Genomic DNA, 18,907 nt, shown 5'->3' on the forward strand with positions numbered 1-18,907 from the left:
CACGCGCCCATTGCGTAAGGGGCGCATAGATTGACCACCCGATGACCAACCACCATGAATGCACCAGCAAAAACCGAGATCGCCGAGCAGGTGATTGAAGCCTTTATCCCTGTAGCTCCCTGCATGTATAGCGACATCCCGAGCGATGTTTACCACGGCAGTGCAGGAGAATCGAAAAGCAGCCTGGATCTGGCACTGATATCCGGCCAGCACTACCGCTACTACAAGATTGACGGTAACCAGCAGAAAGAAACTGTGCCGTTCCGTGAAGGCAAGATCCTGCACAAGATCGTGTTGGAGTTTGACGACTTCGAAAACGAATACGCCATCGAGCCGGTATGGCCGGAAGATGCCTTTGTCGGCGCAGACCAGATGAAGGCAGCAATCGAGGAGTACAACGCCGGTCTCGAGAAGCGTCCGGAGCTGCAGGAGCTGGCTGATGCCATTGAGGCGTACAACGCCAAGCTGACCCAGCCCATCGAGCTGGGTGCCACAGTGGGTGATGCCGAGGCAGCATACTGCCAGCTCCCCGAGAGCTTCCAGACCATCAGCGAAGATGACAAGCGCACCGCCACAGCACTCAAGGCATGCGTCAAAGCCTACAACGACACGCTGACCAAGCCACTCAAGAGCAAGGGCAGCTATCAGGCCGTGCTAGAGAACTACGCCAAGATCGGCGCTAAAGAGCTGGAGCGCGCCGAGCGCATTGCCACGCTGCCGGACCCCCTCCCTCTGAGCGGCACCAAAGCAGAAATGGCAGAGCGGATCCGCACCTTCAAGCCTGACGCGAAATTCCTCGATGAGCTGAAAGAGCAGTTCCGCGAGCAGGCGGGCAACAAGGTGATCGTGACCAATAACGAATACATCCACGCCCTGCGCTACCGCGAAGCTGTCCTGAATCATCCGGAGGCGGCCGTGCTGCTGGATGAAGGCGAGGCAGAGACCAGCATCTACTGGCACCACCCTGAAACCGGTGAACTGCTGAAATGCCGGCCTGACTGGAAACGCCCGGATCATGTGCTGGCTGACCTGAAATTTGTGCGCAACGCCAGCGAAGCGGCATTTGCCCGAGATGGCTCGGCCCACAACTACCACATTCAGGACGCCCACTACACCGACGGTTATGAAGCGGTAACCGGCCACCCGGCCAGCTTAGTGTTTATCGCGGTAGAGAAGGACGGCCCACTTGGTCACGACGTCTACAAGCCAATCATGGTCGGCGTCTACTTCTACGGGCAGGAGGATCGGCGCCGCGGCCTCGAGCTGCGCGATATGGCAGTGCGCAACATCGTCACATGGCGCAAGGCGAATTACTACCCGGGACACGATGGCATGGGTGAAATCAACGTGCCGCAGTACCAGGCTGCAGCAGAGCGCCACCGCATCAACAACGAAGAGCCATTCAACCCCACCATGATCAGTCATGAGCCGGTGGCCGAAGAACTCCCAGACAGCCTCTTCTAAGGAACATCGACATGGAAAATACAGTAGCAACCCAGAGCTCGGCCCCTGTGCTGGCCAATGAGCGCGGTCAGGCCAGCATGCTTAGCCTGATGATGAATATGGATTTCATGGCGAGCATCGACAAGATGGCAGCCATGATGGCCAGCGGCAAGACTACCGTGCCACAACATCTGCGCGGTAATCAGGCAGACTGCTTCGCCATCTGCTTGCAGGCGGTTCAGTGGGGCATGAACCCCTTCCCTGTTGCCCAAAAAACCCACCTTGTCAACGGAACGCTCGGTTATGAGGCTCAGCTGGTCAACGCCGTGGTGGTTAACTCCGGCGTCATCAAAGGGCGCTTTGACTATGAGTTTTTCGGACCTTGGGAGCGTGTCATCGGCAAGTTCAAAGAGGTCCAGAGCAAGGACCCGGATAAAAAAGGTGCCGTTTACCGTGTTCCTGACTGGAGCTTTGCGGATGAGAAAGGTTGCGGGGTAAAGGTCACTGCAACGCTGACTAGCGGCCAGGTGCGCGAAGTTGAGCTTATGCTGCAGCAGGCTCGCACCCGCAACTCGACGCTATGGGCCGACGATCCGAAACAACAGCTGGCCTATCTTGGCGTAAAACGCTGGGCCCGCCTCTACACCCCTGACGTTATCCTTGGCGTTTACTCAGTCGATGAGCTGGAAGAGCGCGAAATCAACCCTGATTTCACGCCGGATGGCGGCAACAAGTCTGCCACCGAAAACATCGCTGAGAGAGCAGCAGTCAAGCGGGCGCAGCAGCAAGCAGAGGCAAACAAGGGGACTGTCATCGAGGGGCAGGCAGAAAGCGTCATTGATCAGCAGCATAGCGAACCAGAGCCGGTGGTGCCTGATGTTGACCCAGAGATTGCAGATCAGTTCGCAGATGCCCTGTTCAAGCTCGACATCGCCGAGTCTGCAACTGAGCTGCGCTCAGCGCTGTCAGTCATTACTGAAATGGGCGACAAGCTGAACAAAGAGCAGAAGGCTCAGGCAAACGAAGTCTACCGCACCAACATTGCGCGCCTTGGCCTCGATAAGAAGCGAGCCGCCTAACCAACATCAAACCAATCCAGCCCGCTATCTTGCGGGCTTTTCTTTAGGTAAAGAAACATGAACGTAAAGAGCATTGGAACGGATGATGGCGAGACATGCGGTCGCGACGGGTGTGACGGGGTTATGCGAATAGTTGATAGCGGCAGCTGCTGCTCCTGTCACATTTGTGCCCCATGTGGTCACTGCACCGAGTACTTGGTTTGCTGTGATAAGTGCGGAGAGGAATTTGATTCATCTAAGACCCAGCTGCACAAACCAAAGCAGGCCGTAGACCAATCGGTAACACCAATAAAACCGCCAGTTGATCATTTCTCAGAAATGGATGGTTCAAAGCTTGATTGGCTAAGTTTTTCGCACAGCAGTTGCTCAATGATCAAGAAAGGAAAATGCCCGTTAGAGATGACCATGGACCAAGTTAGGGAAAAGGTTAATGGCACATTCGGCGGACGTTTTGACAACTGGAACGAAGCAACAAACCAGCATGGAAAGCAAATAAGAGTCTTCAAATTCATCGCCTACACGGATTAACCACAGCACCGCCGCCAACGGGGCTTTCGCTTTACAACAGGACCAGAACCATGACCACCGAACTGAACCCCAGTGAGGCAACCAGCCTTGCCCTGAACACCCTCACTAGCCAGTTCCGCAACATCCTGCTGATGCCTGACGGCCCTGCCAAGGCCGCCATCGGCAGCTTTGAAACCCTGCTCACAGCCAACCTGACCATGATCAGCGAGTCGGCCAACGCCCATATCGACGAGTTCAACGGGCTCATCGACCAGCTGGAAGCCCGGGATGGAGAGCTGAATGACCAGATCGCACTGGTCAGCCAGCTGCGCCAGCAGGTAGCCGAAGCCGAGCAGCGCATCGCAGCAGCACGGCAAGAAGGCGCAGCCGAGCTGGAAGCCAAGGCAGATGAGCTCTACAAGGCGCAGCGCGCCCTGAACGAGATCGATACCAAATTCAGCGCCCTGCAATTCACCTCCCGCCAGACCGATCGCCAACTTGCCGACCTCAAGGCCATGGATCCGGCAGGCATGAAGCGCCGCATCAAGGAGAAAAACGACCTGCTGGAGCAGCAGCGCACCGCGATCGCCAAGCACAAGAGCAACGAGGCTGCCTACCGCGCCGAGGTGCTGAAACTCGAGCGCCGCATCAAAGACCTGCTGGACGCCATCAACGAGCAGGATCGCGAGCTGGAAAGCCGACACGGCGTAATCATGGAGCTTGAGAGCTGCCGTGATGCCAAGCTGGTATGGTTCAAGCACCTGGCCAAGACCTACAAGGGAGAGGATGGCACGCTCTGGAATGTCTATCTGGTAGATCACGGCCTGCAGTCAAACCTCCCCTACCTCATCAACGACCTCAACTGGAAGCTGCACGCCATGAAATCCGATGGCTCCGGCTGCTCGGTCATGCTGAGCCAGTGGATGAACCCCATCTACCCCACCCCGTTCGGTGCCGGCGCCCCTGACGCCATGACGCAGGACATTTTCAACTTCATGCTCGAAGCGCTGGAGAAGAGTCACCCGCACCTGCTGCCGCGCGCCACCTGGGCCAAGACGGTCAGTATCCATGAATGCGGCCTGCCGCCTCGCGTGATCAGACCGCTGGAGCAAGCCGGGCTCGACACCCTCTACAAGGTGCTGAGCAATCAGGGTGCAGCCCTGAACAAGGTAAGGGTGATCGGAGAGAAGCTGGTAGGCCAGATCGTCTACGCCTGCGATCTCAAGGTGAAGCTGTGGGAGGAGCAGTTCGCAGCCAGCCAGCAACCGGAACAGCACAAGGAGGCGGCATGAAACAGGAGATCCTGCTTTACCTGCTGGAGACTATCGCCAGCACTGATGCTGATGACATTGATGGCGACGGCTTCGATATGGTGTGGGAAGACGACCTTGGCCGCGAGGGGTGGAGCACCGAATCCATCACCGAAACAGCTGAGCACGCTGCGGTCGCTATCAAGAACCTTTCCAGTGCCTACGAGTTCCTTGCAACAGAGTTTGGCAAGGTGATGTATCAGGCCGGATTCAGTGAAAGCGCCGAGGCTGCCAAGCAAGATGCCATGAGCTGGCTCAACCATCGCCCTGCAGTTGACGAGGAGGAGCCAGACGATGGCAATTCTGATTGATAGCGGCACCCCGGCCAGCGATAAGAACTTCTGGGCCACTACCTGGGAGTGCTTTGCCGATGCGCAGGCGCTCTACGGTCGCAACTTCGAGTGCGATGTGGCTGCCGAGCCGCTCACAGCCAAGTGCAGCCGCTACTTCACCAGTCATCTGTTGCTGGAGCGACTGCTGGACTACCGCACCAGTGATGATGTTCGCGCCCAGATGCGCGAGGCTGAGCTGGCAGGCACGGTCTGCATGGGTATCGACAGCCTCAACCTTGACTGGCCGGAGCACTGGTGGTGCAACCCGCCGTTCGACCTGAAACCCGAGTTCATCACGCAGGCCCGCCAGCAGCAAGCTAATGGCAGGCCAGGGATGATGCTGCTCCCATACGAGCCGTTGACGACGTGGTGGCGCCGCTTGCTGGCCGATGATGTGATCATCTACGAGCCGGATGGCCGCTACCAGTTCTACGAGCGCGATGGCGTGACCAGAAAGAGCGGGGCCAACTTCGGTTGCGCTCTGATTGCCTTCCCCACCATGAAGGTTGGCGCATCACCCCGCATCCCCTTTGTTCGCGGCATCGGCGCCAAAAAGGCAGCCTGATACCCACCAGTTACTAACCGCCTCCATCACAGTTTCTGTTGATAAGTCGAGGAACCCCATGAAAGACACTGAAAACCCCTACTGCGGCGCGGTAGTCATCGGGTTGGGCGTCGTCATGCCCCACCCCAAGCTGCGCGGCAAGTTTGTACTACCAGGCGGGACCATCTGCAGCCGGTCACAAGCCGAAGCAGCCGCCAAGAAACTCCACGATCTGCAGGCGAAAGCCCGCAACTAACCGACCAAAAGGACCTCTGACCATGTGGTTTAAAAACCTGCAAGTGTACCGCTTTACCCGCCCGTTCGACCTGACCGCCGAACAACTGGAAACCCAGCTCGAAACCCTGACCTTCACCCCCTGCGGCAGTCAGGATATGTCCCGCTTCGGCTGGACTCGCCCGCTCGGCAAGTTCGGCAGCACCCTGACCCACTCCGCCAACGGCCAAATCCTCATCTGCGCACGCAAGGAGGAAAAGCCCATTCCATCCACTGTCATCAAGGACGCGCTGGCCGAGAAGGTAGAAGCGATCGAGTTCGAGCAGGGGCGCCCCCTCAAGAAGAAAGAGAAGGAGGCGCTGAAAGAGGAGCTGCTGCACACCCTGCTACCCCGCGCATTCAGCCGCACCGCCAACACCTACGCGTGGATCAATCCAGCCGACGGCCTGCTGATGGTCGATGCCCCATCAGCCAAGAAGGCCGAGGACGTGCTGGCCCTGCTGCGCAAGTCCATCGGCAGCCTGCCAGTGGTGCCGGTGGCGCTCAAGAACCCGCCCGAAATCACCATGACCGAGTGGCTGCAAGAGGGCAACCTGCCGGCAGCTTTCACCCTTGAGGATGAGTCCGAGCTGCGCAGCGCCATGGAACACGGCGGGATCGCCCGCTTCAAGCAGCAGGATCTGATGACCGATGAGGTAAAAAACCACCTCGCCAACGACAAGCTGGTCACCAAGCTGGCCCTCTGCTGGGGTGAAAGCATCAGCTTCGTGCTGGGTGATGACCTCTCCATCAAGCGCCTCAAGTTCAGCGAGGAGCTGCGCGAGCAGAACGACGACATCACCAGCGAGGATCCGGCCTCCCGTCTGGATGCCGACTTTGAACTGGTGACCGGCGAGCTGTCCCAGTTTATCCCGGCACTGTTTGCCGCCTTGGGTGGCGAGGAGGCTCCGCTATGACCAGTTTCTACAAGACCACCGACGCCAGCGTGCTGGCTGCCCACGCAACCTTTGAAGCCGCAAAGAGCGCCCTGATTGAGAAGGCCAGCGCACTGGGCAAGGAGTTCGATGGCAAGCCGAAGTTCTGCAGCGACGTAAACCGGTTCAAGTGCGCTCATCTGGTGCTGAACAACTACTACCAGCGTGAAGATAAAGACCTCTGGACCAAGCCTGACCAGAACTACCTGTCAAAGCCACGCCGGGGGAAGGTGAAGGGTAAGGCCAAGGAGCAAAGTGAGCTGCAGGATCGCTACTGGGATATGTTCCCCGAATCTGTTGAGGCCAATCCACTTTACGAGTCAATGGGACTGAACTGGGGTGAGCTGCTGTTTGGCGGTGGCTTCACCATGTTTGCCCATGACGGCGCGATTTACCTGCGCACCGGTGCCAAGGTCGGGCCGATGATGACCGAGATCTTGGGTAGCGAGTTCCATGCGGCTGAGCAAAGCCTTGGACAGGAGAAGGCAGCATGACCGAACACACCAAGGGCCTTCTGGCCCTTTTTCGTAACGGCCAGTCGGTCGGGTCTGTCGATGGCACCGGAGTCTGCGAAGTATGGCCGCGGGATGAGAGCGGCTTTCCAGACAGCGAAGGCAAGGCCAATGCCCGTCGCATCGTCGCCTGCTGGAACCTGCTGGACGGCTACCCCACCGAGGAGCTGGAGGGGGTGACGCTGGCCGAGTTTGTGGCCAAGCAAGCCTTCATCAGCCAGTTTGGCGCCAATGACGGGATCAACCTCACCATTTCAGGCGTCGCGGTGCAACTGCTGGCGGCCTCGTTCGCTGGCCAGTTCAAGGCCAGTGGTGCCACCAACTACCTTGAGCTGAGTGGTAACCACCCGGAAACCGGTCCCTTCACCATCACCATGCAGCGCAAGCATGGGCTAACCCCTGCAGAGAAACTGGCCGCCATAACCAAGCAGCGGGATGTGCTGCTAGAGGCGCTGAATGGTGTGCAGGGAGTGATGAACAACAGCCAAGGCGTGACTGGCTGGCACAAGAACGGCGACATCGCCACCTGGGACGAGCTGCTCCCGGAAGTGCCCGCCGCCCTCGAATTTGTGGAAGGAGAGCAATCGTGAAGCGATACGATCTTGAGCTGACCGCAACAGGGCCGGTCATGGAAGAGCGTGAACAGGGGGCTTTTGTCCCCTTTTCCGAAGTGAGCGGGATGGCCGATACAGTCATGAAGATGGGCGGCCGCTGCACGTTGCTGGCCGACCTGCTGCGTGAGGTGACCAAAATAGTGCCGGCGATCGGCGTGGCAATTGACGACCTGCCGGTTGTTGATGCCTTTCTTGAGCGAGTGGAAGTGGTGCTGGCTGGCAAACTGCCAGAGCAACACTCTGACGATGCGGCAGTTGACCGCTTTGCTGCTGCAATGAAGGTCAAGCTGGCCGCCGCTCGCGCCAAGGGGCGTGGTGGATGGGATGACCCTGCAGCCTGCTCCGTTGAATACTTGGCCGACCTGCTGGTAGATCATGTAGGCAAGGGGAATTGCGGGACGTTCGAGGATGTGGCGAATTTCGCCATGATGCTCCACCAACGCGGCGCAGATCCAGCCGTGCTGGCACATTCAGCGACCATGACAACATGCTCCAGATGCAAAGGTCATGGGATGATTGGTGGTGTTACCGGTCAGACGCCTGAGAGCATTGATTTCTGGGAGGCTGAGTGTCCTGATTGCAGCGGAAGAGGGAAGGTAAAGGTTGAATGCCGCACCATCACCGAAGGTCAGGAGCTTGAGCTGATAACCGTGCTGCAGTCCATCGTGAACGGATTCAGCGACGATCCTGCCCATGATGCGGCAGCGCTGCTCAAGCGGATTACCGGTGAAGTGCCGTGGGATGGTGATTCCTTCCAGCTTCCGTCACGCCAAGGAGGTGAGCCGTGCGCTATCGCGAGCCCATCATCCAGCCAGGCCTGACCAGGGAAGAAGCCGCCGACGCCCGGGAGCGATACCTAAAGATCAACCCCGGCGCTAAAGTCACCATCGACAGCCAGCCAGATAACCCCCAACTCAAGACCCTGATAGCCCACCTCCCAGTGCTGCCGTTCCGGCGCGTCATGGAGCCCGGCTTTATCGGTTATCGGGGGTGGCGATGCTGACTGACCCCAACAAGCAGGCGGCTCTCGAGCGCGCCCTGCACCAGATAGCCCAACTACAGGCCAGCCAACCAGCTGGCCTTCCTATTTCCACCGAGTCCCGCTCCCGCTCCGGCTTTCGCTGTAAGAGCATCGAGCTCGAGCACGGCCGCGATGTGTACCGCGCCCAGTGCCCCTACGTCGGGATCTCGATCAGCATGAAGGATGTGAAATAGCCATGGCGAAAATCTACATAGCCGGCCCGATGTCCGGCCTGCCCAACTTCAACCGCGACGCCTTCAACAAGGAGGCTCTGCGCCTGCAAGGCCTTGGCCATGTGGCGCTAAACCCAGCAATCCTGCCGGATGGCCTTGAGCAGCACGAATACATGGCCATCTGCATCGAAATGGTAAAGATGGCCGATCAGCTGGTGTTACTACCCAACTGGGAGCGCAGCGCCGGGGCTACCGCTGAGCATGCGCTGGCCATCAAGCTCGGCAAGCCGGTGATCCTGACCTCCATCCCGCATGAGGAGGCAGCGTGACCAAACAAAAGGCGGCCGGGATCGCAATCCTGGCCATTAGCATTCTGGCCGTCATCGTGGCGGCCGACCTGTTTGTGAAGGGGTGAGTATGTGCAACTGCCAGACAATGGCGCGCGACCTATCCGAAACGCTCGGCGGGCGCTTTCCGCCAAGCACCCACGCGCCGAAGTGCGAGGACTTCAAGCAACTGGAGTTCGCCTGCATCAAGTTCGACAACGCCAGCTTTATCGTGCCGGCGGATGAGCGTGATGGCGTGCTCGAGAACATCGACGGGCCGCACCATGTTGAAACCGTGATGCTCACCAAAGACCAGTTCGACAAGCTGCCGGAGTGGGAGGGGTGAGCTGATGGCTATTTACACATGCTATTGGTGCCGCAAGCGCGTCGAAGAGGAGCATTTGATTCGTCGTGATTCACGAGGATTTTGCAGCAGTGGCTGTATTGTCGCGTTTGTGAACAATGGATGCCAACGCAAGGCAGGAAAGCGGAAGGATTAACGGCCCTTCCTTCAATCCAATTGGCGCCCCATCCTCAAGGACAGGAGGGCCACGCCATGCAACAGCTACAACTCATCGACCAGAGCAACCAACTGCTGGATGATCTGGTTAATACCGTACTCTCCCCCACCCTTTCTCAATCGGCCAAGCTCGCCGAGATCGGCCGCATCCTGGCACACTTCGACCTGCCAATCGAAGCGCCGCGGGTAACCGGTCAGCTCTGGAGCGCAACTGATCTGGGCAAGGAGTTGGGGGTGAGCGCCCAAGCCATCGGCAGGCTCGCCAACCAGCACAACCTGAAAACCACCGAACTGGGAGAATACCGCCTTGACCAGGCGGCCAACTCCCGCAAGCAAGTTCAAACCTTTTACTACAACCAGCTCGGGCGTCACCGGCTCGAGTCTCTTTTAACCGCGAGGACCGTACACCATGGGAACAGCAGCAGATCCGGCAGTCAGCCATATTCAGGGCCAGCTCATCATAATGAGAATGCCTGACGCCATCCCGCTCAGCACCTACCTGAGCACCATCGAGATCACCGACCGGGATACCATCAACAAGCGGATCCAGCGCGGCATCTGGCAACTGGGGGTTCATATCGTCAACGTGGACGGGGTGAAAGAACGCTGGGTTAACATCGCAGAGGTGACAAAGTGGGCAATGAAAAACAGCTCCCACGCGGCGTGACGGTCCGTGGTGAGACCATCAATATCACCTTTACCTTCAAGGGGGTTCGCTGCCGTGAGCCCCTGTCCAACCTGCCAAACACCACGGCAAACGTGCGCTATGCCTCCCGCCTGCTCGGCGAGATCCAGGGCAAGATAGAGCGTGGCCAGTTCGCCTACGCAGACTACTTCCCGAAATCGAAGAAGCTGCGCATGTTCGGCGGCGCGTCGATCGCTGCCAAGGTATCTGACTATCTGGATGAGTACCTGCACCGCTGCGAAAGCCGCGGGCTGAGCCCGTCAACCATGGTCGGGTACCGCAAATGCCACAAGGCGCTGGCCGATCTGCATGGGATCACTGTATCCGAGCTGACCCCGGCACAGGTAAAGAACTGGCTGGTAAGAAGCAGCACCACCGCCAAGACGGCCCGCAACCGGCTGTCGTTCCTGCGCAGTGCCATTGACGAGGCGGTTACAGATGGGCTGTTGCCATCAAACCCGGTGTCGCTGGTCACCGTGTCCAGATATTTGGACGTGGATTCAGCTCCTGAACAGGGAGCCAAATCTGTGGACCCGTTCAGCCCGGATGAAGTGGCCGCCATCATATCGACCGCTCACGGCATCAATGAGCAGTGGGCAAACCTGTTCGCGTTTGCGTTCGCCACCGGCATGCGCCCGTCCGAGATCTGCGCCCTGCGCTGGGGGTCAATCGACTGGATTGGTAACACCATCCAGGTGTCGGCCGCCAAAGTGGTCGGTGTCATCAAGACCACCAAGACCCGGGCCGGGACGCGAACCATTGAGCTGACGAGTGATGCGCTGGCGGCGCTGATCAGCCAGAAGCGCTTTACCTTTATGCGCGGCGAGTACGTGTTTGAAGATCCGAAGCTCAACGAGCCATGGTCTGGGGCTGAGTCCATCAGAAAGAAAGCCTGGCTCTACACCCTCCGGCGATCAGGTGTTCGCTATCGCCACCTCTACCAGACCCGCCACACCTTCGCTACGGCCAACATCAGCCGCGGCTGCAACCTGTTTTGGCTCGCCACACAGATGGGTCACAAGGGGCCGGAGATGCTATTTCGGCACTACGGATCCTACCTCGCCGAGTACGACGGCCAGACAGCAAAAGCGCCAATCCTGATCCAAAATCCAACCGGAAAATAAAAAATCCTTATAGTTCAATTGGTAAAGCTGCACGGTCCGGGGGTTCAAATCCCCCCAGCTCCACCAAACGTTTGGAAAGGGCCACCTCGCAAGAGGTGGCCCTTTTTATTTCTCGGTTTTCGGCAAACTCCCAACCCGCACATATCACCGCTGATCTAGCTATGGCTTACAAGTGTTGTCGGTTCAGACATCAGGGTGATGGTCATGGCGATGCTCATGGTGTCGCCGCGCTGCAGCAGCCGCAAACCGGGGTGACCGGCCATGTGGTGGGCATTGGCGGCGTGGCTCTGAGGCTCAAGACAAACAAAACCGCTCGTTTCATCCGGCTGATAGAGCATCAAGAAGGGGGCGTCGCTGGCCACCTTCAACCACTGCTGGCGGGCGGGGTGAACCAGCTCGGCCGTACCATGCCAGCCGCCGTAACAGTGGTTGAGCCACCCTTGCGGGCGAGCCCACTGGCGAAAGTCGAGGTGGGGTGCAAGCCTGCTCGACCAGTCGGTCGGCAGATGATCCGGCCCCTCTTGCCAGACACCGCTTGCCAGAAAGCGAATCTTTGTCTGCTCGTCGCGCCAGAAGAAGGGGTGAAAGCCCGCGCCGTAGAGACAGGGCACCTCCCCCAGATGGGTCAGACTGATGCGTGCCAGCAGGCTCACCCCCTGCAGTCGATAGTCAATCTCGGCCAGATAGTGAAAAGGGCCGCATTGGCTGGCAAGCTGCAGCGTCACCGAACTGGCTGAGCCTGCCACCCGCTGCCATGGCAGCAACCAGCCATCGCCATGCAGGAAGAAGTCGGGATCAACCGGGCTTTCTGGCAAACGGTGCTCCTCCCCCCACAACTCAAAACAGTTGCCTGCAACCCGGTTGGCCAGCGGCACCATGGGAAGGAGGGCGCTTTCGCCGGGATGACAAGATGCACCGGGGTCACTATCGCGCAGCAACGGGCGCCCCTGCTCATCCTCAAGACCCAGCAGACAGGCCCCTTGGGTTGAAACCCGCATCCTAAGATGCGGGTTGCTCAATGTGTAAACCGTCATGCCGAGGCGCTCGCCTTGGTCGGCGTCAGTTCGACCTTGCCCTGCGCCAGTTGGGCTTCCAGTGCCTCCAGCGTGACGCCCTTGGTCTCGGGCACCTTGCGATAGATAAAGATGAGACCGGCGAAACAGATGATACCGTAGAGCAGGAAACTACCTGCGGCCCCCAACCCGGCATTGAGCAGCGGGAAGGTGTAGGTCAGCACGAAGCAGGCGATCCAGAGCGCCAGCGTACCGGCCGACATCGCCAGCCCGCGTACCCGGTTCGGGAAAATTTCGGAGAGCAGCACCCAGGTCACCGGCGCCAGCGTCAGGGCATAGATGGCGATGGCTGCCAGCACCAGCAGCAATACCGGCAAGCCCAGTACGCCTGCGGCATAGGCCGCGGCCATCATGCCGTAGATGATGGTCAGCCCCATCGAGCCAATCAGCATCAGCTTGCGACGGCCAATCTTGTCCACCATGGGCAGCGCGATCAGGGTAAACAGCAAGTTGATAAGACCTGTGGCGACGATGGATTTGAGGGTGCTGTTGATGTCAAACCCGGCGGAGGCAAAGATCTCCTGCGCATAGTTGAAGATGACGTTGATACCGCACCACTGCTGGAACACCGCCAGCACCATGCCGATGATGAGGATGGGGCGCACCGAGGGTTTGCCCAGCTCCGCCAGCGATACCTTGTGCGCCGACTCACCCACCAGAGTCTGGCGGATCTCGGCCAGCGTCTGCTTGGCATAGGCATCCCCGCCAATCTTGCCGAGCATGCGGGCCGCCAGCTCATACTGACCATCTTTGGCCAGCCAGCGCGGTGACTCCGGCACGAAGAACATCAGTACCAGAAACGCCAGCGCAGGGACCAGTTCGGCGCCGAACATCCAGCGCCAGCCGGACTGACCGTTCCAGGTCGCCAGAATATCGGCCTGGGTGGCGTTGCTCGCAACCGGATCGGCGATCATCAGGTTGACCAGCTGGGCGGCCAGCACACCGATGACAATGGTGAGCTGGTTGATGGCAACGAACTTGCCCCGCTTGTCGGCCGGGCTGATCTCGGCGATGTACATAGGCGAGAGCGCAGAAGCCAGACCGATACCGATCCCCCCCACGATGCGATAGACCACGAACAGATCGAAATTGCTGGCCGCAGCCGTGCCCCATGCCGAGATGGTAAACAGGATGGCAGCCAGGATCAGCGGCTTCTTGCGGCCGAAGCGATCCGCCGACCAGCCGGAGATGGCGGCCCCCAGCACACAACCCACCAGCGCCGAGCTCATTGCCCAGCCGGACTGGGCCGGATCGGTGATGGAGAAATAGGCCTCATAGAAGGGCTTGGCCCCACCGATGACCACCCAGTCGTAACCAAACAGCAGACCTCCGCAGGCGGCCACCAGGCAGATCATCCAGACGTAGCCCATGTTGAGCCGGTGCGTATCCGAGCGATGTTGAGTGTGTTCCATGACTCATCCTTATTATCTTGTCGATTGTAGGGTGCAGTGATGCCCCGTACCGTGGCGGGGCGCCCGTTGTTGTTATGGCTGTGATGGATTGAGTGACAGCTCACGGCAGATCAGGGCAAACAGCTGCCCCTTGTCGTGGGCCGGGTTGAGGGTCAGCAGCTCGCGCAGGGTCTGGGCACACGCTTCGCGCTGATCCAGCCCCAGCAGGCCGAGGGCCCGGACCAGCAGGCAGTGCTGGCGGTGTTTGTGCTGCGGGTCGTCGTCCAGCACGATGAGATCCGGCAGCGAAACGGCGAAGAAGTCCGCCTCGACCGACTCGCCCATAGCCTGCTCGGCCCAGCCGACCATCCCTTCAAACAGACGCTGCGCCTCGGCAACCCGACCAAGACGAGCCAGCGCCATACCCTGATAGAAGAGATAATCCACCGGCTGATCGTTGTAGTAGCGGCTGGCCCCCAGCGACCCCTGACCAAGACAAGCCGATTGCAGGCACTGGGCCGCCAGACTCTGGTTGTCACAGGCCAGATGGCAGAGCGCCAGCAGGAAGTGGATGTCATTGTCGGTTTGCCCAACCAGACGCCCCTCCCCCAGATTGAGGGGATAGTTCAACGCCTGTTGCAGCAACGGAATAGCCTGCTCGTGGCGTCCCTGAGTCATCAACACCAAGGCACGGCGCTGCTGGTTGATGAGGTACTGGCCGGTCACCTTGCCCTCGCCCCCCTCCCAGGGGTGGAATTCGCGCAGCCGCAAGATCTCTGCCGCCGCATCCAGCTGACCGGTGATGTGATAGAGGCTGAGCAGTTCGGCGGTCAGATCGTCGCGCTTGAGGGCGACCGCACGGTGCGCCTCCAGCAGCGCCAGCCGCTCTGCCGGAGCCATGGCACAACGCTTGTGCAGTTGATCCAGCTCGAACAGCAGCCGCGCATCGTCCGGCTTGAGGGCAAAGGCCCGGCGCAGACACCGCTCGGCCGCCGCCATATCACCCGCCTTGTTGAAGTGGTGGATACCGAGGTTGCGCCAGACCGGGGCAAAGTCCGGTGCCTGTTCGCACACCTGCTGCCACAGGGCAATCGCCTGCACATAGTTGCGCTTGCTGTAGTGAAAGCAGCCCAGCAGATAGCTGGCAAACCAGCTGTGGGAAAGCTGCGCCAGCATGGCCACCTCGCCCAGTGTGTTGGGAAAACGTACCTTGCGGCCAAACGCCTGCTCGGCTCGCGCCAGCAGGGCATCCTGCGCCTCACCTTCCGGCAACAATGCAGCCTGGAACAGCAGCGGCAGGGTCTCCTCCACCGGCAGTGTTGAGAGCAGTTGCTGCGCCAGCTCGGGGCGACCCCAGCTCAGCAGTTCGCTGACGAGGAAGCAGAGGTTGGTGCCACGCCCGTTGCACAGGGTGCGCAGCGCTTCAAGATCGTTCGGCTGCTCGCTTGCCAGCCAGCGCAGGAAGGCCAGCTGATAGTGAAGTGGATAACGAACGCGCTGCTCGTCGATATAGGCGATGGCTGCCTCCGGCTCACCAGACTCCAGCAGGGCCAATCCCTTGAGAGCGATGGCGCCGTAGTGGGTACCGTTGACGGCAAGACTCTTCTCGACAAATTGCAGCGCTTGCGAGGCGTCGCGGCGCACCATGGCGATACGGGCCAGCCCGAGGAAGCCGCCATCGCGACAGTTGCCGCTCCAGGTCGCCTTGTAGAAGTCATCAAAGGCTGCATCGAACTGGCCGAGACGCTCCTCGATATGGCCGCGCAGCAAGCTGGCCTTGCCACACTGGGGGTTCTTGTTGAGGCGATGGGCACGGGTTAGCGCCTGATTGACGTAGACCAGCGCCAGCTCATAGTTGGCACGGTTGTACTCCAGCGTCGCCAGTGCCAGGTTGCAGCGATAGTCGCCACCATCCAGCTCCAGCGCCCGCTGGTAGTAATCAAAGGGCGAGCGGCTGGCGTGCAGATACTGCTCAAGATGCTGGCCGATGAAGTAGAGCTCGTCGACCGAGTCGAGATTGACGGCGGGCTCCGGCGCCGTGGCCGGATCCGGCAGGGCTTCGCCAGCGGGCTGATGCTCGAGGTAACTCAGCACGCACTGACCCTGCTCATCCAGCAGGCGTGCCTGCAAACGCCCCTCACTGGTGATGGCGAACGGCTCCAGCCATGCCTGACCCGGCTGCAGATCCAGAGGTTGCGTAAACAGCACGCCCCCCTCGTCGCTTACCTCGAAGCTGGCCCCGCGAAGTGGTGCTACCGCATAGACCCCGCAGATGAGGCCGTCATCGCTGCGCTCCAGCTTGATGGCGGCGCGGGTGTTGGCGTTTTGCAGAGTACCAAGGGTGTTGTAGGGCAGGAAGTTTTGCACGAACACTTTCTCTTCCCCGGCATCCAGCCAGGTGAAGTCGGGCTGGTTGTCGGTATAGACCCCGGTCATCAGCTCGATGTAGGGGCCATTGTCATCGGTCAGATTGCGATCCCAAGCCAGACCGAAGTCACAATTGCCCCAGCTCCACTGCTTCTTGCCTGGCGAAACGTGGTGATCCGCCACGTGCAACAAGCCCCCCTGCTCGTCATGGTAGTAGGCACCGACGAAGTCGTAGTCGGACTTGTCCGCCATGTAGGAGGTGGGCACCGGAATATTGCGGTAACGGGAGATATCGACCCCGGCGGAGTAGTCCACCTTGTAGTAGGTGCCACGGGCGATGGGGAAGGCGCTGACGTCGCGCTTGCCGTGGTCATAGACGGCGGTGACATCGGGCGGGAAGACGCTCTGGTGGGCATCGCCCCCTTTCACCGCCGGGTTGGACCACCAGAGGAAATGGCGCGGCGTGTCGTTGCCGTTGAACACCTTGCCGGTGATTTCGATGAGCGCCTTGTCGGGATAGAGGGTAAACCCCGCCATTACCTGCAGACCGCGCATCGGCTCCACCTCGCCGAGCCAGACGGTCTTGGCGCCCCCCTCCAGTTCCGTAATGGTGAAGTCCACCGGCATGAAAGTGGTGGGTCTGTGGTGCTGCGGCCAGTTGAACTCGATGCCGCCGGAAATCCAGGGCCCCACCAGCCCCACCAGCGCGGGCTTGATCACTTCGTTGTAATAGACGAAATCCCGCTGCATCACCTTGTCGTAAGCACGGTGGATACGGCCACCCAACTCCGGCAGCAGCATCACCTTGATAAAGTCGTTCTCCAGCCAGACCGCCCGATAGGACTTCATCTGCTTCTGGCCGGTGAGGGTATCGATAACGCCATAGGGATAGACAGCCCCCGAGGAGCCCTGATAGACCCGCTTCTCGAGAAACATGGGGTTGGGATCTTCGGCGCCTACCTCGTAGGTCGGCAGGGTGATGGTTTCGACCCAGACCTTGACATCAGCTCTCATCAATCTCGCCTCACTTAATACTTGTTAGTAAAAATTTCAGTGAGACCAGATTAGAATGGTTAAACCACTATTAATTGCCGAAAGATCACGCAATACAGTAAGCGGAGTTTAGTGAAGTGATGAGCACAGGGTTGAACAACCAGAAGGTACGCCACCACAACAAGCAGGTACTGCTGGCCCTGCTATACCAGCTCAAGGAGGCGAGCAAGTCCACCCTGGCGCGCCATTGCGAGCTCTCCATTCCGGCGGTCAGCAAGATCCTCGACGAGCTGGTGGCCGAGGGGGCCATCAGCCACAGCGACCAGAACCTCTCCCAACGCGGCATCAATGGCGGCAGCTACCGCATCGCCAGCGGCCAGGGGGCGATCCTCTGCCTCAATATCAGCCCCACCAGTCTGGAGAGCATTCTGGTGGACAACCTGATCACCCCCCTCGACGACTACGCCGGCCAGAAAATTGCGCCGCAAACCCCGGACGAGCTGCTGCGCCTGATCGAGACCTGCTACTACCAGCACAAGCGCCGCCACAAGGGGCTGGCGATCCGGCTGGCCATCGCGGTACACGGTCAGGTCAACCCGGCGACCGGGGTGTCACAGACCATGCCCCAGGCTCCCTGGCACGCGCCGGTCGAGCTCAAGTATCTGCTGGAGGAGCGCCTCGGCTGCGAGGTGATGGTGGACAACGACTGCATCATGCTGGCGCTGGCCCAGAAGTGGCAGGGAGCGGAAAACGTCGGCGATTTTTGCGTCATCAACGTCGATTACGGCATCGGTTCGGCCTTCATCATCAATGGCCAGATCTACCGGGGAGCCCTGTTTGGCAGCGGCCAGATCGGCCACACCATCATCAACCCGGATGGCAGCGCCTGTGCCTGCGGCCGTTACGGCTGTCTGGAGACGGTCGCCTCCCTCTCGGCCATCAAGAAGCGGGCCCGGGTCTTTCTCAAGCAACAGGGGGCAGATCCCGCTGCGCTGGCGGAGGGGCGTGTCGGCACAGCCCAGCTGCTGACACGCTACCAGCAGGGGGATCCCATGATCCGGGCCATGGTGGACGAGGGAGCACGCGCCATTGGCCTGAGCCTCTACAACTTCCTCAACATCCTCAACATCAACCGTATCTGGCTCTATGGCCGCAGCTGCGGTTTTGGCGAGGAGTGGCTGCAGGCCATCATCCACCAGACCGGCGCCAACCCGTTCGACTGCAGCGATGCCGTCAATGCCACCCACATCCGTTTTGGCCAGCTCAGCCGCGCCCAGCAAGTGATGGGGATTGGCTATCTCTACGTTGAGCGCGAGCTGGGGGCGAGTCAGCCCGCCGCCAGATAGCGCTACGACCGCACATCAAATTGAGCGCACAAAACAGGAGTAGCCAACACTGCTGGTCGGCTGCTCCCGATGTCGCTTGTCGCCCCACAAACCGAAACAAAAGTTGCACATTTTATGATGTACTTCACCACTCCACCACAGATAAGCACCATCAAAAATACAGTTTAAAGCTGCTTAAATAGCCATAAACATCAATACAACACCATGTTTTAACTCGATATAGGTAGCCAGCATCGGGTTATCGTTCCGCAGAGTGCGTCACCTGTGAAATCGTTTTCTTTTTAGACAGAGAACCTGAGTTAAATCAAATAAAGTTGCATATCATCTTTGGTATGGTGA

22 protein-coding genes are annotated in these 18,907 nt (G+C 59.5%); 19 read left to right on the plus strand and 3 right to left on the minus strand.

Going from position 1 to position 18,907, the window contains the following annotated elements; translation table 11 throughout:
• Nucleotides 1-54 precede the first annotated feature (54 nt).
• From WE862_RS18575 to WE862_RS18660, 18 genes are all read left to right on the plus strand, one after another.
• Nucleotides 55-1,464, plus strand: a complete 1,410-nt coding sequence (locus WE862_RS18575) for a PD-(D/E)XK nuclease-like domain-containing protein (RefSeq protein WP_042031459.1) — start codon at nt 55-57, stop codon at nt 1,462-1,464.
• Nucleotides 1,465-1,475: 11 nt separating this feature from the next.
• A complete protein-coding gene (locus WE862_RS18580) occupies nt 1,476-2,522 on the plus strand; it encodes a RecT family recombinase (RefSeq protein ID WP_042031460.1) in 1,047 nt (348 codons plus the stop codon).
• A gap of 369 nt (nt 2,523-2,891) precedes the next feature.
• The gene (locus WE862_RS18585; protein ID WP_156128729.1) at nt 2,892-3,050 is read left to right on the plus strand and encodes a hypothetical protein; all 159 of its coding nucleotides are present in this window, start codon (nt 2,892-2,894) and stop codon (nt 3,048-3,050) included.
• A 50-nt stretch (nt 3,051-3,100) separates the two neighbouring features.
• Nucleotides 3,101-4,321, plus strand: coding sequence for a hypothetical protein (locus tag WE862_RS18590; RefSeq protein ID WP_042031461.1), 1,221 nt, complete (start codon nt 3,101-3,103; stop codon nt 4,319-4,321).
• Nucleotides 4,318-4,650 (plus strand): hypothetical protein, encoded by a 333-nt coding sequence (locus WE862_RS18595; RefSeq protein ID WP_042031462.1) that lies wholly within the window; start codon nt 4,318-4,320, stop codon nt 4,648-4,650. Before WE862_RS18590 ends, WE862_RS18595 begins: the two co-directional genes overlap by 4 nt.
• Nucleotides 4,634-5,236: a DNA N-6-adenine-methyltransferase gene (locus WE862_RS18600; protein ID WP_042031463.1), complete on the plus strand. Its 603-nt coding sequence runs from the start codon at nt 4,634-4,636 to the stop codon at nt 5,234-5,236. Before WE862_RS18595 ends, WE862_RS18600 begins: the two co-directional genes overlap by 17 nt.
• Before the next feature lie 58 nt (nt 5,237-5,294).
• A complete protein-coding gene (locus tag WE862_RS18605; protein WP_162852131.1) occupies nt 5,295-5,471 on the plus strand; it encodes a hypothetical protein in 177 nt (58 codons plus the stop codon).
• Between the two features lie 22 nt (nt 5,472-5,493).
• Nucleotides 5,494-6,405, plus strand: a complete 912-nt coding sequence (gene rdgC, locus WE862_RS18610; protein WP_042031464.1) for a recombination-associated protein RdgC — start codon at nt 5,494-5,496, stop codon at nt 6,403-6,405.
• Complete coding sequence (locus WE862_RS18615; RefSeq protein WP_042031465.1) at nt 6,402-6,917, plus strand: hypothetical protein; 516 nt, start codon at nt 6,402-6,404, stop codon at nt 6,915-6,917. The genes rdgC and WE862_RS18615 overlap by 4 nt, the downstream gene beginning before the upstream one ends.
• On the plus strand, nt 6,914-7,525 hold the full coding sequence (locus tag WE862_RS18620) for a hypothetical protein (protein WP_042031466.1): 612 nt from the start codon (nt 6,914-6,916) through the stop codon (nt 7,523-7,525). The genes WE862_RS18615 and WE862_RS18620 overlap by 4 nt, the downstream gene beginning before the upstream one ends.
• Nucleotides 7,522-8,370, plus strand: coding sequence for a zinc finger-like domain-containing protein (locus tag WE862_RS18625; protein ID WP_052448116.1), 849 nt, complete (start codon nt 7,522-7,524; stop codon nt 8,368-8,370). The genes WE862_RS18620 and WE862_RS18625 overlap by 4 nt, the downstream gene beginning before the upstream one ends.
• Complete coding sequence (locus WE862_RS18630) at nt 8,334-8,552, plus strand: hypothetical protein (RefSeq protein ID WP_042031468.1); 219 nt, start codon at nt 8,334-8,336, stop codon at nt 8,550-8,552. Before WE862_RS18625 ends, WE862_RS18630 begins: the two co-directional genes overlap by 37 nt.
• Entirely contained in the window at nt 8,546-8,764 is a 219-nt protein-coding gene (locus WE862_RS18635) for a hypothetical protein (protein ID WP_042031469.1), read from the plus strand. Before WE862_RS18630 ends, WE862_RS18635 begins: the two co-directional genes overlap by 7 nt.
• 2 nt (nt 8,765-8,766) lie before the next feature.
• A complete protein-coding gene (locus tag WE862_RS18640) occupies nt 8,767-9,072 on the plus strand; it encodes a DUF4406 domain-containing protein (protein ID WP_042031470.1) in 306 nt (101 codons plus the stop codon).
• Between the two features lie 88 nt (nt 9,073-9,160).
• On the plus strand, nt 9,161-9,415 hold the full coding sequence (locus WE862_RS18645) for a hypothetical protein (protein ID WP_042031471.1): 255 nt from the start codon (nt 9,161-9,163) through the stop codon (nt 9,413-9,415).
• A gap of 210 nt (nt 9,416-9,625) precedes the next feature.
• A complete protein-coding gene (locus WE862_RS18650) occupies nt 9,626-10,066 on the plus strand; it encodes a hypothetical protein (protein WP_042031472.1) in 441 nt (146 codons plus the stop codon).
• Nucleotides 10,059-10,256: a hypothetical protein gene (locus WE862_RS18655; RefSeq protein ID WP_017411491.1), complete on the plus strand. Its 198-nt coding sequence runs from the start codon at nt 10,059-10,061 to the stop codon at nt 10,254-10,256. The genes WE862_RS18650 and WE862_RS18655 overlap by 8 nt, the downstream gene beginning before the upstream one ends.
• Nucleotides 10,223-11,398, plus strand: a complete 1,176-nt coding sequence (locus tag WE862_RS18660; RefSeq protein WP_042031473.1) for a site-specific integrase — start codon at nt 10,223-10,225, stop codon at nt 11,396-11,398. Before WE862_RS18655 ends, WE862_RS18660 begins: the two co-directional genes overlap by 34 nt.
• A 155-nt stretch (nt 11,399-11,553) precedes the next feature.
• On the opposite strand, the gene WE862_RS18665 is transcribed toward WE862_RS18660, so the two are convergent.
• The 3 genes from WE862_RS18665 to WE862_RS18675 form a co-directional block, all read right to left on the minus strand.
• Nucleotides 11,554-12,432, minus strand: coding sequence for an aldose 1-epimerase (locus WE862_RS18665; RefSeq protein ID WP_042031474.1), 879 nt, complete (start codon nt 12,430-12,432; stop codon nt 11,554-11,556).
• Nucleotides 12,429-13,883 (minus strand): sugar porter family MFS transporter, encoded by a 1,455-nt coding sequence (locus tag WE862_RS18670; RefSeq protein WP_042031475.1) that lies wholly within the window; start codon nt 13,881-13,883, stop codon nt 12,429-12,431. Before WE862_RS18670 ends, WE862_RS18665 begins: the two co-directional genes overlap by 4 nt.
• 72 nt (nt 13,884-13,955) lie before the next feature.
• On the minus strand, nt 13,956-17,243 hold the full coding sequence (locus WE862_RS18675; protein ID WP_042031476.1) for a DUF5107 domain-containing protein: 3,288 nt from the start codon (nt 17,241-17,243) through the stop codon (nt 13,956-13,958).
• 119 nt (nt 17,244-17,362) lie between these two features.
• Between WE862_RS18675 and WE862_RS18680 the strand changes: the two genes are divergently transcribed.
• On the plus strand, nt 17,363-18,568 hold the full coding sequence (locus tag WE862_RS18680) for an ROK family transcriptional regulator (protein ID WP_042031477.1): 1,206 nt from the start codon (nt 17,363-17,365) through the stop codon (nt 18,566-18,568).
• The last annotated feature ends 339 nt before the right edge of the window (nt 18,569-18,907 follow it).

The sequence above is a fragment of the Aeromonas jandaei genome (assembly GCF_037890695.1).
Classification (GTDB): Bacteria; Pseudomonadota; Gammaproteobacteria; order Enterobacterales; family Aeromonadaceae; genus Aeromonas; species Aeromonas jandaei.

Coding starts and splice junctions, on each gene's coding strand:
- WE862_RS18575 (WP_042031459.1), top strand. CDS start 55: ATGAATGCACCAGCAAAAACCGAGATCGCCGAGCAGGTGATTGAAGCC.
- WE862_RS18580 (WP_042031460.1), top strand. CDS start 1,476: ATGGAAAATACAGTAGCAACCCAGAGCTCGGCCCCTGTGCTGGCCAAT.
- WE862_RS18585 (WP_156128729.1), top strand. CDS start 2,892: ATGATCAAGAAAGGAAAATGCCCGTTAGAGATGACCATGGACCAAGTT.
- WE862_RS18590 (WP_042031461.1), top strand. CDS start 3,101: ATGACCACCGAACTGAACCCCAGTGAGGCAACCAGCCTTGCCCTGAAC.
- WE862_RS18595 (WP_042031462.1), top strand. CDS start 4,318: ATGAAACAGGAGATCCTGCTTTACCTGCTGGAGACTATCGCCAGCACT.
- WE862_RS18600 (WP_042031463.1), top strand. CDS start 4,634: ATGGCAATTCTGATTGATAGCGGCACCCCGGCCAGCGATAAGAACTTC.
- WE862_RS18605 (WP_162852131.1), top strand. CDS start 5,295: ATGAAAGACACTGAAAACCCCTACTGCGGCGCGGTAGTCATCGGGTTG.
- rdgC (WP_042031464.1), top strand. CDS start 5,494: ATGTGGTTTAAAAACCTGCAAGTGTACCGCTTTACCCGCCCGTTCGAC.
- WE862_RS18615 (WP_042031465.1), top strand. CDS start 6,402: ATGACCAGTTTCTACAAGACCACCGACGCCAGCGTGCTGGCTGCCCAC.
- WE862_RS18620 (WP_042031466.1), top strand. CDS start 6,914: ATGACCGAACACACCAAGGGCCTTCTGGCCCTTTTTCGTAACGGCCAG.
- WE862_RS18635 (WP_042031469.1), top strand. CDS start 8,546: ATGCTGACTGACCCCAACAAGCAGGCGGCTCTCGAGCGCGCCCTGCAC.
- WE862_RS18640 (WP_042031470.1), top strand. CDS start 8,767: ATGGCGAAAATCTACATAGCCGGCCCGATGTCCGGCCTGCCCAACTTC.
- WE862_RS18645 (WP_042031471.1), top strand. CDS start 9,161: ATGTGCAACTGCCAGACAATGGCGCGCGACCTATCCGAAACGCTCGGC.
- WE862_RS18650 (WP_042031472.1), top strand. CDS start 9,626: ATGCAACAGCTACAACTCATCGACCAGAGCAACCAACTGCTGGATGAT.
- WE862_RS18655 (WP_017411491.1), top strand. CDS start 10,059: ATGCCTGACGCCATCCCGCTCAGCACCTACCTGAGCACCATCGAGATC.
- WE862_RS18665 (WP_042031474.1), bottom strand. CDS start 12,432: ATGACGGTTTACACATTGAGCAACCCGCATCTTAGGATGCGGGTTTCA.
- WE862_RS18670 (WP_042031475.1), bottom strand. CDS start 13,883: ATGGAACACACTCAACATCGCTCGGATACGCACCGGCTCAACATGGGC.
- WE862_RS18675 (WP_042031476.1), bottom strand. CDS start 17,243: ATGAGAGCTGATGTCAAGGTCTGGGTCGAAACCATCACCCTGCCGACC.
- WE862_RS18680 (WP_042031477.1), top strand. CDS start 17,363: ATGAGCACAGGGTTGAACAACCAGAAGGTACGCCACCACAACAAGCAG.